This is a genomic window from Tamlana sp. 2_MG-2023 (genome assembly GCF_030548465.1).
Lineage (GTDB): Bacteria > Bacteroidota > Bacteroidia > Flavobacteriales > Flavobacteriaceae > Pseudotamlana.
In genome coordinates this window covers 84,964-98,751 of the sequence record NZ_JAUOSF010000006.1, presented here as the reverse complement: position 1 = coordinate 98,751, position 13,788 = coordinate 84,964, and the positions used below count along the sequence as shown (strand labels likewise).

Sequence of the window (13,788 nt, the reverse complement as noted above, 5' to 3'; positions counted from 1 at the left end):
CATTTGTTATAAACACTTATTTTAAATGATTAGAATTTGGCTTTTTATTCTATTACCACTCCTAGGTTTTTCACAAGGTAATTTTGCTGAGGTCGATACTTTGTTTGAGAAAAAGCAGTATCAAAAAGCAGAAGTGTTTTTAACAAACTATCTACAAAAACATCCAAATAATTTAGAGGCTAGAGCGCTTTTAGGCGATACCTATGGCTATCAAAAAGAGTGGGACAAAGCCATAAGTACATATAAAATGGTCGTTGAAAAAGATAAGACCAATGCTAGTTATTTTTATAACTATGGTACGGTTTTAGGGATGAAAGCTTTAGAAAACAGACTCAAAGCCATGGCCTTTGTTGGCGATATAAGAGAGGCGTTTCTTAAGGCTGCCGAATTGGATAAAAACCACATTGATACCCGTTGGGCTCTGGTGCATTTGTATATGAATATGCCCGGGATTATTGGCGGAAGCAAGAAGGAAGCACTACGCTACGCTCAAGAGTTGGAAGCCCTTTCTAAAGTAGATGGCTATCTTGCTAAAGGTTTTATTTACGAGTATGATGACGACTTTGAGGAAGCAGAAACCTATTACAAAAAAGCCGTGAAAGTTGGAGGTTCATTAACCTGTTACATGAAACTAATGACGCTTTATGAACATGAAGACTTGCCTCAAAAAGCCATAGAAACTCTAGAAACCGCACAGCAAAACCTTCAAGACAATACCTTGCGTTATCAAATAGGTCGACTGAGTGCCATGAACCAGGTTCAGCTCGAGAAAGGGCTGACTAATTTAAATCAGTATCTTAAATATTTCACTCAAAAAGACCAAGTTCCAAAAGCTTGGGCACATTACCGTTTATCTCAAATCTATCGTTACCAGAGCGATAAAAACCAAGCCTTAAAGCATATTAATTTGGCCTTAAAAGAGCTTCCGAAGGAAGAAAAATTTCAAGATGAAAAAGCTGAGATTTTAGACCTATAAATTTTGGGCGCTACCACAAGGGTCGTGCTTTTCGTTACTAGTTTTGGCTCGAAGCATCCGCTCGCCAAAAGCTATCCACTGCAATCACTAGCGCGGGCATTCTTTGTGAAATTAGCAAAGGTAGAATAGATTTTACTGCCTTGTTAAGTGTTTTGAAATTTAAATCCTATTAATTTCAGCATTATAAATTAACACCTTTCAATAGTAATTTCAGTATAATTCATTCGAGAATTCGTAACGAAAAAACTATATTTGATACATTCAAAATCTCAACATGAACGTACATTTTATAGCCATTGGTGGTGCAGCTATGCACAATTTAGCCATTGCATTACATAATAAAGGATATCAAGTTACAGGAAGTGATGACACGGTTTTCGAACCATCAAAATCACGACTAAATGCAAAAGGTTTATTGCCAGAAACATTTGGCTGGTTTCCAGAAAAAATAACTGGACAATTAGATGCAGTCGTTTTGGGTATGCATGCGCAAGCAGATAATCCAGAGTTGTTAAAGGCGCAAGAATTAGGCATTAAAATATATAGCTATCCTGAATTTCTGTACGAGCAATCTAAACATAAAACCAGGGTTGTTATTGGCGGAAGTCATGGAAAAACAACCATAACTTCTATGATACTGCACGTGATGCATTATCATGATCGAGATGTTGATTACATGGTTGGCGCCCAGTTGGAAGGTTTTGATGTTATGGTGAAACTTACCGAAGAAAATGATTTTATCGTTTTAGAGGGCGATGAGTATTTGAGCTCGCCAATAGATAGACGTCCTAAATTTCACCTCTACAAACCTAATATTGCCTTATTGAGCGGGATCGCCTGGGATCATATCAATGTATTTCCAACCTATGATAATTACGTGGATCAGTTCCGCATTTTTGTAGATTCCATTGTTAGTGGTGGTAACATTAATTATAACGAGGAAGATCCAGAAGTAAAGCGTGTGGTTGAAGAAAGCACAAACCCTATTCGAAAAATCGCTTATCAAACGCCAGAATATACCGTTCAAGATGGTGAAACTATTTTAGAAACTTCCGAAGGTGATTTACCAATAGAGGTTTTTGGAAAACATAATTTGAATAACCTAGCAGGTGCCAAGTGGATTTGTCAGCACATGGGAATTGACGAAGATGACTTTTACGAAGCCATTGCTACTTTTAAAGGGGCAAGTAAACGTTTAGAAAAAATAGCAGAAGGCAAAACAAGCGTAGCCTATAAAGATTTCGCACATTCACCAAGTAAAGTGGAGGCAACCACGCAAGCTGTAAAAGAGCAGTATAAAGATAAAACTTTAGTAGCCTGTTTAGAATTGCATACGTATAGTAGCTTAAATGCAGGATTTTTAAAAGAATATAAAGGGGCACTAGATGCTGCCGATGTGGCAGTTGTTTTCTACTCACCCGATGCTGTTGAAATTAAAAAACTAGAAACCATTACTCACGATCAAATTGCAGAAGCTTTTAAACGTGATGATTTAATTATTTATACAAACCCAGAGGATTTTAAAAATTTCTTGTTTGCTCAAGAATTTGATAATAAGGCATTACTTTTAATGAGCTCAGGGAATTACGGTGGTTTAGATTTTAATGACGTAAAGCCTTTGATGAAATAAGAACTGGCATTTACGACATTCAATAAAATGAAAAAAAGCGTTAAGTTTATAAATTTAACGCTTTTCTGTTTCTAAAAAGCAGCTGTTTTATTTAGCACCATCCCCATCACTGTCGGAACCATCAGAATTAATATCTGTTTTTAAAGGATCAACAACAGGACGTTTCAGGTTTTTATCCAAATTCTCAACTTCATCACTTTCTTTGCTTGTTATCACAGGAGCAATAGGTGTTTCTGGTGTGTCATGTGGCGGAATAAGATTAAAAGATTCCGGAACATTTCTAAGGTTAAGATCACGTTGCGGGAAAGGAATTTCAATACCTTCTTTCTTGAATCGGTTGTAAATACCAATTGAGATATCACTCTTTGCTTGTAAACCTAATTCATAGTGAACCCAAAAAAGCAACCTGAAATTTAAAGAACTATCGCCAAAATCGTTAAAAAGAGCACGGGGTGCTGGTTCTTTCAATAGATAATCGCATTCCTCGGCAACTTCAACTAGTATCTTTAAAATCTCATTAGGATCAGAATCATAAGTGGTGCCTATTAAAATTTCAATTCGTTTGGTGCTGTTTGAAAGTGTCCAGTTTATTAAGTCATTTGAAATAAGGTTGTTATTTGGTACAACAACTTCCGCGCCATCAAATGTACTAATGTTCGAAGCTCTAATGCCAATACGAGAAACGGTTCCTAATAAATTATTAACTTCTACGGTATCGCCAGGTAAAATAGGACGCTCGAATACTAGAATTAAGCCCGAAATAAAGTTGGAAACAATATTTTGTAAACCAAAACCAATACCCACACCTAAAGCTCCAGCCATAAGATTAAATTTACTTAAATCGACTCCTAAAGCAGACAGCGCTAAGATGGTACCAAAACCTATAATAAAATAACGAATGACTAAAGATATTGCCGCTGGAATGCCTTTAGGTAGGTTTAAAAATCTTAAAATACCATCGCCATCATTGATTAAAAAGGAAACAAGTTTTGTTAAGCTAAAGGAAATAAATAATGTGAAACTAAAGCTAACAATTGCACCAAGCGTGAAGGTTAGGCTACCCATCTTATAAGGTTCTGATAGGAAATCCCCTAAGGAAGTTATAAGAGGTCGTAAAACGTCGATCATGGCCAAAAAAACTATACCCCAAAGCATATAAACCGTAATACGTACACGTTTTAATGCTTTTTTCTCAATATTTTTTCTTTCAATGGCGCTGTAAGTGTGTTTTACTGTAAAATGACGATGAATAACACTTACCACAATGCCGTTGATTATCAGAGCTAAAGCATAAAATAACATCGTTACAATGGTGCCTTGTGTACTGATTTTAAGTGTGATATCTGTTAGGTTGGTGTAACCAAGTATATTGGATATGATAGATACAGTAGCTAATATGTAAACAACAGGGACCAATTGGAAAAGGAGTTTTGAAAACCCTTTTTCAAACGTCTTTAGAGTTTTAAGGTAAGGCGATGTGAAACGGTAAAGTATGAATATTACAAGAGCAGCTTCTGCTAAAATGTAAAGCCTATAGCCTAAACCTGAATACCAGAAATAAGTTTTAGCAGTATTTAAAATATAAAATACAGCAACATAGTATAAAATCTTTTTATACTTATCACTCATAATAGGTGTAATCAAGGGAATGGCTGCAAGTATAGTTATGAGTGTTAAGCTGTCGGTTAGTGGTTTTGGGAAATTTGTTAAGAATAATTCACTAAATAAACATGAAAGGAAGATGATACATAAGTTATTCTTTTTCAGAATTAAATTTTTTGCTACAATGACATCTTCATCTTTATCTTTATATGGGTATTTTAGAAAGCCACGTTTAAAATACCTCATAGTAAGCGTGAAAATGCCTATAAAGATTAAAAATGAGATGATGCTACTCATGTAGTCTGATCCAACATTGGGGTTTTCAGCAGATTTTACTTGTAAAGCCTCTACTTCAGAGTTTTCTGCTACATCTTTATTAGACGCTCCAAATGAAGTTTTCCAGATAGGTGGGTGGCGTAAATAAAATAAATCGTAAACTTCAGAGTTTTTTAATGCTAATAAATCATTGGTGACACTTTTAACATAATTAATTTCTTTACTGAGGTTTGTTTCTAATTTTAAATAAAAGTTATTGTTCTCTAAAATGGTGTTTTTAGTGGTCTGTACTTCAACCAAAGTGTTTTCTATAGATTCTAAAACCTCTGGAGGCGCTTCTTTGTGAATCGCATTTTGATAACTTAATTGCCATTCTTGATTTTGGAAAATAATGTTTTCAATTAATATAGAATTACGCTCTTGTTCGTCGTTTATCTTATCCATCCATCCTGATAAATATGATGAATATCCTGACCAAGTAATCATGGTGAGATCTACTTTTTGACCGTTTGGATTGGCTTTTATAAAGTGGTTTGTAGCTTCACCTTCTGATTTTAAGAATTCGGCATATCTAGGGAGAAGCGAATCAATTTTCTTGATGCTCTCTGGAATTTTAATTTTCCTTTGAATAGCTTTTACATTCGAATTCGTTATTTGGATCTCCCGTACAATATTAGTTAAGAGTATGGCCTTTGGCCGAACTTTGGTTGAGTCAATCTCTTCTATCTGCTTTGTTTCATGAGTTAAATTTTGTGCATTTAGGGTTTCTATGTTAATCAAACCGATACAGCAAATAAATAATAACGAAAAGTAATGTCTGAAATTCATTGTTTAGAACTTAAGTTTGGTGCTGGAAATATACATTTTTAAACATGCAGCAGCAATGAATAAAATGGTTTTACTCTGTTAGATTTTAAGTTTATTTCGTTTTACTATACCAAATATTTCTTAAAAAATGAGATGGTTCTATCCCAGGCTAGCTTTGCAGCATCTTCATCATAACGAGGCGTGGTATTGTTGTGAAAACCATGATTAGCTCCCGCGTAAATATAAGCCTTGTAAACCTTGTTGTATGCCTTTAAAGCAGCCTCATAATCTGGCCAGCCAGCATTTACTCGAGTATCTAATTCACCAAATTGTAGTAATAGTGGTGCATTAATTTTTGAAGTTTGCTCTTTTGATGGTTGTCCACCATAAAAAGGTACTGCTGCTTTTAAAGTTGGAATCTCCACGGCCATCATGTTAGAAATCCAACCTCCAAAACAAAAGCCAACTACACCTACGTTACCATCGCAGTCCTGATGTCCTTTTAAATAATGGTATGCGGCAATAAAATCTTCAAGCATTTCATTTTTATCGCGCTTCTTTTGCATCGCCCTACCGTCATCATCGTTTCCAGGGTAGCCTCCAAGTGGTGTTAGGGCGTCTGGAGCGAGTGAAATAAACCCTTCAATAGCTGTACGTCTTCCAACATCTTCAATGTACGGATTTAAACCTCGATTTTCATGAACCACGATAACGCCTGGTAATTTCTTTTTAGTTCCTTTAGGTTTTGAAAGCAGCCCTTTTATAGTGCCACCACCTTTTGGAGAATCGTAATTGATGTAATCAGAATCTAATTTTGGGTCGTTTGGGTCAACCAACAAGGTGTCTTTATAATTAGGAGAAACAAAGCTTAAAAGAGATGAAACCGTCAAGCCACCGATAGCAAATAAAGATAGCTTTTCAACAAATTGTCGACGGTCAATTTTATTATGAGCATAATCATCATATAAATCGAAAACATCTTGATTTAAATCTTCTTTTTTTAATGGTTTCATAGGGAAATTGGTTTTAGTTTCTAATTTTTTAACACGACCTTAAAAAGGTACTCAACAAAACTGCGATTTAAAATTCACCTTTGTTGATTTATAAATTTACAATATTTATATTTATCGAATGCAAGAAAAACCGCCCTCATTTACCATAAAACATTGGAGTCAAGATGATCAACCGCGAGAAAAATTACTAAATAAAGGCAAAACAGCCTTAAGTGATGCGGAGTTGGTGGCTATTTTAATAGGTTCAGGAAATCGAGATGAAAGTGCCGTGGCCTTAAGTAAGCGTATATTAGCGTATACCGATAATAATTTAAGCGCCTTAGGAAAGTTGACTATGAAACAGCTTATGAGTTTTAAAGGTATTGGAGAAGCGAAAGCCATCACGATAATTGCAGCACTTGAATTGGGAAGAAGGCGTCGAGGCGAAGAAGCTTTAGAGAGAAAGCAGATTACTTCTAGCCGTTCTGTTTATGAATTGATGCAACCTGTAATAGGTGAACTTGAGCATGAGGAATTTTGGATTATTTATTTGAATAATTCCAATAAAGTGCTTCAAAAGAATCAATTGAGTAAAGGTGGTATCACAGGAACTTTAGTTGATGTGCGTTTGGTGTTAAAAACAGCTTTAGAGGTTGGAGCAACTGGTTTGATTTTATCGCATAATCATCCTTCAGGGGCTTTAAAACCTAGTGTAGCAGATAAACAAATTACTCAGAAATTAAAAATAGCAGCGCAGAGTTTAGATATTAAAGTCTTAGACCATTTAATAATAACAGAAAAGGCATATTTTAGTTTTGCTGATGAAACCATCTTATAATGCTTTTAGTATATACCCATAACATATCACCCCGATTAAATTATATTTTTAAGCACATATGCACTAGGATTTTGGGCTTCGAAGTTAAGTTTACCACAAAAATTGAAGAATTTATTGCCCACGATAGTTTAAAAATGTCCTATACCAAGCAGCAGCTTGGAAATGAGTTTTTCATTAAAAGCCACGATATATTGTTTGAACAAGGGCTGAGTGATGTGGATATTAATATTCAAAAATGGGATAATACAAAGTGCTTTTTTGCTAATAGTGATAAAAGTGCTATGCCTTTTGATGTTTTTTCTGCAGCTTTTTATATGTTATCGCGTTATGAAGAGTACTTACCTCATGTTAAAGATGAATTTGGACGTTTTACAGCAGAAGAAAGTTTAGCTTATAAAGAAGGTTTTCTGCATCAACCTGTTGTTGATATTTGGGCCTATAAATTTAAAGCCGCTTTACAATCACAATTCCCAAAATTTAAATTTCCTAATAAAAGTTATAAAGTAACACCAGTTATCGATGTTCCAAGTCCTTATAGTTATAGGCTTAAAGGATTATTGAGAACCATAGGAGGGACCCTTTCAGATTTTTCAAAATTTAAACTTGTTAGTCTTTATGAGCGGTTTGGTGTTTTACTTCGTTTTAAACACGATCCTCATGATACTTTTAAGTATTTATTGAATAGACAAAAAAACACCAACTCCAAATTTGTTTTCTTTTTCTTAATTGGTCAATTATCAACGTATGATAAAGGGGTTAGCCCAAATAAAAAGGATTTTGTTTCCTTGATAAAACATGTAGCAGATTACTGTAAAGTGGGGTTGAAAATTTCATATTTCGCTTTGGATGATGCTAAACGTTTAAAGCGTGAAAAGGAAAAGATGGAATATATTCTGAATACAAACCTGGAAGCTTCAAGGCAGTCTCACTCTAAACTAAACTTACCTGAAACCTATAGAAACCTTATTGCTTTAGAAATCAAGGAAGATTATACTATGGGTTATATTAATCATCTTGGCTTTAGAGCAGGTTCATGTACGCCATTTTTGTTTTATGATTTGGATTATGAAGTGCAAACCCCATTAAAAATTACGCCTTATCAACTCATGGATACAGCGCTTTTAAAGCAATGGTCCCTATTAGATAAAAAGAAGGTTTTAAACGAGCTTATCAATGCTATTAAAGCTGTAAATGGTGAGTTTGTACCGGTTTTTCATAATTATACGTTTTCCGAAGATAAAAAATGGGAAGGGTTCAAGGAGTTGTTTAACTTGATTTTAGACTCCGTAGAAGAAAACTAGTAACTTAATTAAGTTTAATGTTTATGAGGTTGCCATATTTTTACATGGGACTTAGAATTTTGAAAAACGTATCTTTACAATTGATGATTTAATTAAAAACAAAAAAAATGAAATTGAAATTTCTATCATTAACTTTAGGGCTTTTTGTGGCGACAGTAACTTTTGCTCAAAAAAGTTTAAACGCATATAAATATGTTATAGTACCAAGTAAATATGAATTTTTAAATGAAGCAGATCAATATCAACTGAATTCATTGACAGAATTTTTATTTGAAAAATATGGCTTTACAGCTGTTACGGAAGGTGCAGGGGATTATCCGCAAGATTTGGCCGAAAATAGATGTTTAGGATTAAAGTCTAATTTAGAGAAGAATTCTAGTTTATTTAAAACTAAGCTTACCGTTGTTCTTAAAAATTGTTCTGATCAAGTTGTTTTTACCTCTCAAGAAGGTACGAGTCGAGAAAAGGAGTATAAAACGGCTTATAATTTAGCCTTAAGAGATGCCTTTAAATCCATTGAAACACTAAACTATAAATATGAAAGCAAAAGTGTGGCGGCACCTGTGCCTCTTACTCCGGCAGTAAAAGCGGCACCACAAGTCGCAACTGTTGCTGCAGTGCCATTAGTTGCTGCGTCATCAAATGTGGAAGTTCCTGAAACAGGTAATGGTATTTTATATGCACAAAAAATAGAAAACGGTTATCAACTCGTAGATAGTACCCCTAAAGTGGTTTATAAGTTACAGAAAACTAATGCCAGGGATATGTTTTTAGTCCAAGGGAAAAGTGCTACTGTTTATAAAAAAGGGGATGAATGGGTGCTTGAATATTATGAAAATGATGTTTTAAAACAACAAGTTCTTAATATTAAGTTTTAGTGTTTTCTGTTCTAATAACCATATTTATCTTTCCACCGATTTTTTAAAAACTCACGATGTGCATTTTCTCTGGCATTATTCCCAGGGTCATACAATTTCGTGTTTTTTATCTCGTTGGGAAGAAATTCTTGGGGTGCGAAATTATTCTCGTAGTTATGGGCATACTTGTAATCGCTGCCATACCCTAATTCTTTCATTAGTTTTGTAGGTGCATTTCTAATTTCTAAGGGCACACTTAAGTCCCCCGTTTGTTTCACCAATTGTTGCGCCATGCCTATGGCTGCATAGGCTGCATTACTTTTTGGAGAACATGCTAAATAGGTGGCACATTGACTCAAAATTATTCTAGACTCGGGATAACCTATTGTAGAAACTGCTTGGAATGTGTTGTTCGCGATTACTAAAGCAGTAGGATTTGCGTTTCCAATATCTTCACTAGCAGCGATTAGCAAACGTCTGGCAATAAATTTAACGTCTTCACCACCTTCAATCATACGAGCTAACCAATATACAGCTCCATTAGGATCGCTCCCACGAATGGCCTTTATAAATGCCGAAATAATATCGTAATGCTGCTCACCCGTTTTGTCATATCGAACCGTATTGTTTTGAATACGTTGTAAAACGGCTTCGTCGGTAATTTCAACCGTTTCAGAATTATAAGAGTTAACAATGAGTTCAAAGATATTAAGTAGTTTCCTGCCGTCACCACCTGAAAGTTTTAATAGCGCGGTGGTTTCTTTCAGTTTAATACTTTTCTTTGATAGAAATTCGTCAGACTCAATGGCGCGATTTAAAAGTGTTTCTAAATCGTTTTTATTAAAAGCATTAAGAATATAAACTTGACAACGTGATAAAAGTGCCGAAATGACTTCAAAACTAGGGTTTTCGGTTGTGGCTCCAATTAGAGTGATCCAACCCTTTTCAACGGCTTGTAAAAGTGAATCTTGTTGTGATTTGCTAAATCTATGGATTTCATCAATAAATAAAATCGGGTTTTTGGTGGTAAATAAACCACCACTTTGTTTGGCTTTATCAATAACATCGCGAATATCTTTCACACCAGAATTAATGGCACTTAAAGTGTAAAATGGTCTTCCAGATTCTGTAGCTATGATATTAGCTAGCGTTGTTTTTCCCGTGCCAGGAGGTCCCCAAAAAATCATGGATGGAATCAAACCTTGTTTAATATGCTGTGTTAACGCACCATTTTCTCCAACCAAATGAGTTTGACTCACGTAGTCTTTGAGGGTTTTTGGTCGGAGTCTTTCAGCTAAAGGTTCATTCACGTTCATAAATGTAAAATTAAAATATTTATTAGGCTTGAGATAGAAATTGGCCAAAAGAATTTTAAATATTCATATTGCTGGTTACTCAAAACTGTCAATTTAGCACAAGAGCTCTTTTGGATAACTATTTGTTATATTTAGTTTATGAATTCAAATAACCAATTTAAATTTTCAACAGGTGTTATCGCATACCCTTTGTTTTTTGTGTTATTCATTTGGTTGGTTTTCTGGTTTGAGGTGCGTTTTGGCTATCATTTTAATAAATATGGTGTCTATCCTCAAACTTTCCAGGGTTTAAGGGGTGTTGTTTTTAGTCCGTTTATACACGGAGATATAAAGCATATATATCATAATACGATTCCCTTATTTGTACTCTCTACAGCGTTATTTTATTTCTATAGGCCAATTGCTTGGAAGGTGCTAGTCTACGGTATTTTAATATCAGGATTTTTAACTTGGTGTATTGGGCGGCCTTCTTATCATATAGGGGCAAGCGGACTTATATATGTATTAGTAAGTTTTACTTTTTTTAAAGGCGTTTTTGCTAAGCATTATAGGTTAATAGCCTTGTCGCTAGTTGTTGTCTTTCTTTATGGAAGTATGATTTGGCATACACTACCCATTGAAGATGGTATTTCATGGGAAGGTCATTTGGCAGGATTAATAACGGGGCTACTTTTTGCTCTCATTTTTAGAAAGCAAATCGCTAAACCCAAAAAGTATGTTTGGGAGAAAGATGATTACAATGAAGATGATGATCCTTTTTTAAAACACTTTGATGAAAACGGAAACTTCATAGAGCACCTAGAAATAGAGGAGGAGCAAAACCCAATAACCTATAACTACATTTATAAGGAAGAAAAAGAGGTGGACTAGCGTCGTTGTCTTAATACTTCGTATAAAAAAGCGCCACAAGCTACAGATACATTTAAAGACTCAATTTCGCCTAGTAGTGGGAGTTTTGCTTTCGCATCAGACACTTTTATGATAGACGGGTTTATACCACGACCTTCAGATCCCATGACGATTGCACATGGTTCTGTAAAAGAAACATCGTAAAGGGTGTCGTTTGTTTTTTCGGTAGCTGAAATGACTTTAATTCCTGATGCCTGCATAAAAAATACAGCATCTTTAATGTGATCTACCTTACAAATAGGTACTTTAAAAACAGCTCCAGCACTTGTTTTAATGGTATCGCCATTTACAGGGGCGCCTCCTTTTTTCTGAATTATAATACCGTCGACTCCTGTACATTCAGCAGTTCTTATGATAGCTCCAAAATTTCGAACGTCACTCAATTGATCTAAAAGCAGAAATAAAGGTGTTTTACCAGATTCTATTACATTGGAAACTAGAGTTTCCATATCATGAAAAGCAATAGGTGAAATTTGAGCAACGGCACCTTGGTGATTCCCTTTAGAGAGTCTGTTTAGTTTCTCAACAGGAACATAAGATTTGTTAATTGATTTTTTGTTAACTAAAGATTCTAGCTCGGTAAATAGGTCGCCACTTAAACCTTTTTGAAGGAATACTTTATCTATAGTTTTATTAGCGTTAATTGCTTCAATTATTGCTCTTATGCCGAATATTTGTGTTTGATCTTCCATTGGCGTAAAGGTATAAAAAAACCACCTCGTTTGAGGTGGTTTTAAATTACAATTTGATTAACTATTTAGTGGACTAGTTAATAAAAGGATTATTTTGAACTTCACTTTGTGGAACTTCGAATGTTAAGATATCATCATTGTAAGGCCAAGACTCACCAGCTAAATATGCATGGTTAGGTCCTCTTGTTACTGTACCTTTATTTCTCTTAAGTGCTAAGAAACTTTTTCCTTCACCAAAGAATTCAATTCTTGTTTGTAAGTAAATTTCATCTTGTAAATCTTGACCAGTAAGTGCATCAACATAAGCGTAGTCTGCAGGATCATCGAAACGTTCTACTAAAATTTCTTTTAGTCTGTCTTTAGCTTCAGCTTCGAAACCTTCTCTTGCTGATAATTCAGCAGATAAAAGATATAACTCATCTATTCTCATGAAAACATAATCGTCTTCAATAACACGTTGACCTCCTCTTACTCTATTACCATTATAGAATTTCTTAAAAGGAATTAATAATTCAGTACCATTTAATTGGTTTGCTTCATCAGCAACATCATCAGCATTAGCAAACTGAGTTTTTCTGATGTCGTTATCATCGATAGCATTATACAAATTTTCATCAATTGCTTTTTTATCTCCAGCCCATTGGTAGCTATAAGTATAAATGTCAACTTGTCCCCACCATGAGATTAAATCTAAACCAGCATCAGTAGTAATGTCAATACCCCATAACCAACTTGGATTTTGATCGATTCTATTGAAACCACCTACGGTTTGTTCTTTAGTTGTGATAGGTACACCTGATTCTGCGATAACTTCATTTGCTAAATCTCTAGCCTTTAGGTTATTTGAGCTTCCACCCATAGCAGCATATACGTAAGCTAGTAATGATTTAGCTACCGATTGGTTTACTTGGTACAGTTCACTTCTTGAGTAACCATCTAGTAAAGTAACAGACTGTGTTAAATCGTCAACCATCTGTGCATAAACTTCTTGAGTTTCACTTTGTGGTAGAGCTACACCACTAGAATCTATATATAATGGTAATACTTTACTTGTTGGTGTATACTCAGGGATGTATAATTGGGTTAGATAGAAGTATGCATAAGCGCGCATAGTCTTAGCTTGTCCCATAGTCACTGCATTAGCAGGCGTAATGGTAGCATTGTTACCACCTATGGCATCGATAATTCCATTTGCATATGAAATTAATCTATAGTAGTATCTCCAAGCGGTATAGTTACCAATGGTTTGCGTGAAGTCGTTCGTCGTTTGGAATTGTACAAATCTACCATATCTGTTGTAGTTATTGGCAGTTAAAGCTAAATCACCAGATAGGAAATCTAAATAGACATCGTAACCTTTTTGTCCGAAATCCTCGTGGTCAGTTGTTCCTCCAGTTCCTGTTGTAAAGGTTGCGTTAGAAATACCTGTAAGGGTACCTGCTAGCACACCAGCATAAATTTCTCCTGTTTTAGCTACGTCATCAACAGAAATATTCTCTGTTGGAGTTTCTTCTAGGAAGTCAGAGCTACAGCCTACAGCAAGAACTGAAATGGCTGAAACTAATAGTGTTTTTAAATATGTTTTTTTCATT

Annotated in this window: 11 protein-coding genes; 6 read left to right on the top strand and 5 right to left on the bottom strand. The window is 35.0% G+C overall.

The window, feature by feature from the left end:
- Positions 1 to 25: 25 nt before the first annotated feature.
- A complete protein-coding gene (locus Q4566_RS11730) occupies positions 26 to 976 on the top strand; it encodes a lipopolysaccharide assembly protein LapB (protein ID WP_303421348.1) in 951 nt (316 codons plus the stop codon).
- Positions 977 to 1,250: 274 nt separating this feature from the next.
- Positions 1,251 to 2,606 (top strand): UDP-N-acetylmuramate--L-alanine ligase, encoded by a 1,356-nt coding sequence (gene murC, locus Q4566_RS11725; RefSeq protein WP_303421346.1) that lies wholly within the window; start codon positions 1,251 to 1,253, stop codon positions 2,604 to 2,606.
- An 87-nt stretch (positions 2,607 to 2,693) separates the two neighbouring features.
- Here murC and Q4566_RS11720 read toward each other — a convergent pair whose 3' ends face one another.
- Together Q4566_RS11720 and Q4566_RS11715 are read right to left on the bottom strand one after the other, a co-directional pair.
- A complete protein-coding gene (locus tag Q4566_RS11720; RefSeq protein WP_303421344.1) occupies positions 2,694 to 5,312 on the bottom strand; it encodes a mechanosensitive ion channel family protein in 2,619 nt (872 codons plus the stop codon).
- Positions 5,313 to 5,416: 104 nt separating this feature from the next.
- Positions 5,417 to 6,304: a dienelactone hydrolase family protein gene (locus Q4566_RS11715; RefSeq protein WP_303421341.1), complete on the bottom strand. Its 888-nt coding sequence runs from the start codon at positions 6,302 to 6,304 to the stop codon at positions 5,417 to 5,419.
- A gap of 118 nt (positions 6,305 to 6,422) precedes the next feature.
- On the opposite strand from Q4566_RS11715, the gene radC reads away from it, so the two are divergent.
- The 3 genes from radC to Q4566_RS11700 all read left to right on the top strand — a co-directional run bounded on the left by radC (position 6,423) and on the right by Q4566_RS11700 (position 9,300).
- The gene (gene radC, locus Q4566_RS11710; protein WP_303421339.1) at positions 6,423 to 7,121 is read left to right on the top strand and encodes a DNA repair protein RadC; all 699 of its coding nucleotides are present in this window, start codon (positions 6,423 to 6,425) and stop codon (positions 7,119 to 7,121) included.
- A 71-nt stretch (positions 7,122 to 7,192) separates the two neighbouring features.
- A complete protein-coding gene (locus tag Q4566_RS11705) occupies positions 7,193 to 8,422 on the top strand; it encodes a polysaccharide deacetylase family protein (RefSeq protein ID WP_368506629.1) in 1,230 nt (409 codons plus the stop codon).
- A gap of 107 nt (positions 8,423 to 8,529) precedes the next feature.
- On the top strand, positions 8,530 to 9,300 hold the full coding sequence (locus Q4566_RS11700; RefSeq protein WP_303421336.1) for a hypothetical protein: 771 nt from the start codon (positions 8,530 to 8,532) through the stop codon (positions 9,298 to 9,300).
- An 11-nt stretch (positions 9,301 to 9,311) separates the two neighbouring features.
- Here Q4566_RS11700 and Q4566_RS11695 read toward each other — a convergent pair whose 3' ends face one another.
- Positions 9,312 to 10,589, bottom strand: coding sequence for a replication-associated recombination protein A (locus Q4566_RS11695; RefSeq protein ID WP_303421576.1), 1,278 nt, complete (start codon positions 10,587 to 10,589; stop codon positions 9,312 to 9,314).
- 144 nt (positions 10,590 to 10,733) lie between these two features.
- Between Q4566_RS11695 and Q4566_RS11690 the strand changes: the two genes are divergently transcribed.
- The gene (locus Q4566_RS11690) at positions 10,734 to 11,465 is read left to right on the top strand and encodes a rhomboid family intramembrane serine protease (protein WP_303421335.1); all 732 of its coding nucleotides are present in this window, start codon (positions 10,734 to 10,736) and stop codon (positions 11,463 to 11,465) included.
- Here the strand turns inward: Q4566_RS11690 and rlmB are convergent.
- A complete protein-coding gene (gene rlmB, locus Q4566_RS11685) occupies positions 11,462 to 12,196 on the bottom strand; it encodes a 23S rRNA (guanosine(2251)-2'-O)-methyltransferase RlmB (protein WP_303421334.1) in 735 nt (244 codons plus the stop codon). The genes Q4566_RS11690 and rlmB overlap by 4 nt on opposite strands.
- A 73-nt stretch (positions 12,197 to 12,269) precedes the next feature.
- Positions 12,270 to 13,787, bottom strand: a complete 1,518-nt coding sequence (locus tag Q4566_RS11680) for a RagB/SusD family nutrient uptake outer membrane protein (RefSeq protein ID WP_303421331.1) — start codon at positions 13,785 to 13,787, stop codon at positions 12,270 to 12,272.
- Between the last annotated feature and the right edge of the window lies 1 nt (position 13,788).